Genomic DNA, 1,604 nt, shown 5'->3' with positions numbered 1-1,604 from the left:
AAGGGTGAAAAAATCGGACAAGGATCTGAAAATGCTAAGAAATACTTGGCGGATCACCCAGAAATCTTTGATGCCATTGACCACCAAGTCCGTGTTCAATATGGTTTGATTGAAGATGAAGAAAGAACAACTCCTACCTCTGTTGCAGAAGATTTAGCACCTAACCAAGAAGTAACACTTGACCTAGGCGACGGACTCGAAATCGAAATTGAAGATTAAAAATAAAAGCGGAGAAGTCTTTCTCTGCTTTTTATGTTTAAATATTAAGTCTCCATAAGCTTCAAAAGCGTAATAAAAGAGTATTTAATCAAAAAAATTAAATCATTCTATAAAAAGGAGACTACTATAATGGAAAAACGCCTTGTTCGAAACGTACAAGACAAAAAGATTGCTGGTGTTTGTGCTGGTATCGGTGACTACTTTAACATGGACCACACACTTGTTCGTGCACTTTGGATTATCTTCACCCTACTTGGTGGTTCTGGAATCTTAGCTTATGCTATTCTCTACTTCCTTCTTCCGGAAGGCAATGCAGAAGCTTAAGCCATAGAGAGAATAAAAGTTTATTCTGATCAGTTGAAAATAAAAAATGCATGTAATCGTAGATTACATGCATTTTTATATGTAGTTTCTATCGAAAAAGAGAGGTTCTTCACCGGATGGATAAGTCTTGTTTAATGGTCACTAAAACGACGATACTCTATATGAAAGTCAAAATAATGTTCATTTTGTAACTTTTGGAAGATGTCGCGATAGGCTTCTTCGTCAAAATAGTCGCCACGATAGAGGATTTCAAAACTCAAACCATCGTACTCAAGGAAAGCGTTGGCTGTTTTAAAGCCATTTTGTCGATAGAAGTCCATTCTAGCCTTCCTTTGCTCCAAGTTATCGCATTCTTCATCCAATCGCTCGACTTCGAGTAACATGGTTCGCTGGTAAAAATCAGTCAGCTTTTCGATGATTTCCTTTCCATACCCGTGGCTTCTCAGGTGGGGCATGATGGCAAAAAAACTGATATAGAAGGCCTTTGGATTGGAGATGGCAAAAGCAAAGCCGACAAACTCTTCTTGGTTATAAAAGGCAAAAAAGTGAGCGTCTTCTCGGTCCTGATAGCGCAAGAACTCAGACAGAGGGACTCGTTCTTCCTCGGGAAAAGCTTCTTTGTTTAGCTTTTCAACCTTATCCAGATCAGGAAATACATCGGTAATTAATTGACTGGTCAAACTCATAAATGAACTCCTTTTCTTGATTATAGCAAATTGTCTCTCTGTAAGCAATTGATTTCAAACTTAGTGACAGAGTCTTGTCGCTCCATTAGAAAGCTGATATAATAGCTTTATGAATAAGAAACGATCCGTGGACTTGATACATGGTCCTATTCTTCCTGCGCTGTTAAGCTTTGCCTTTCCAATCTTGCTGTCAAATATTTTCCAACAACTCTATAATACAGCTGACGTCTTGATTGTTGGGCGTTTTCTTGGTCAAGATTCTTTGGCTGCAGTAGGGGCGACAACTGCCATTTTTGATTTGATTATAGGTTTTACGCTTGGTGTTGGCAATGGGATGGGGATCGTCATTGCCCGCTATTATGGGGCTCGTAATTT

General features: G+C 38.9%; 3 protein-coding genes and 1 pseudogene. 3 read left to right on the top strand and 1 reads right to left on the bottom strand.

Annotated elements, in window-relative coordinates; translation table 11 throughout:
• Nucleotides 1–219: pseudogene (locus tag GMD6S_RS12750) on the top strand (recombinase RecA); the annotation flags it as partial.
• 129 nt (nt 220–348) lie between these two features.
• Complete coding sequence (locus tag GMD6S_RS09005; protein ID WP_000415527.1) at nt 349–543, top strand: PspC domain-containing protein; 195 nt, start codon at nt 349–351, stop codon at nt 541–543.
• Between the two features lie 131 nt (nt 544–674).
• Here the strand turns inward: GMD6S_RS09005 and GMD6S_RS09000 are convergent, their stop codons facing one another.
• Nucleotides 675–1,229, bottom strand: coding sequence for a GNAT family N-acetyltransferase (locus GMD6S_RS09000; RefSeq protein WP_000060284.1), 555 nt, complete (start codon nt 1,227–1,229; stop codon nt 675–677).
• A gap of 109 nt (nt 1,230–1,338) precedes the next feature.
• On the opposite strand from GMD6S_RS09000, the gene GMD6S_RS08995 reads away from it, so the two are divergent.
• On the top strand, nt 1,339–1,604 hold a 266-nt coding region (locus GMD6S_RS08995; protein ID WP_272942653.1), incomplete at its 3' end, for an MATE family efflux transporter.

The organism is Streptococcus sp. GMD6S (genome assembly GCF_000297015.1).
This window is presented reverse-complemented; position numbering and strand designations above follow the sequence as displayed.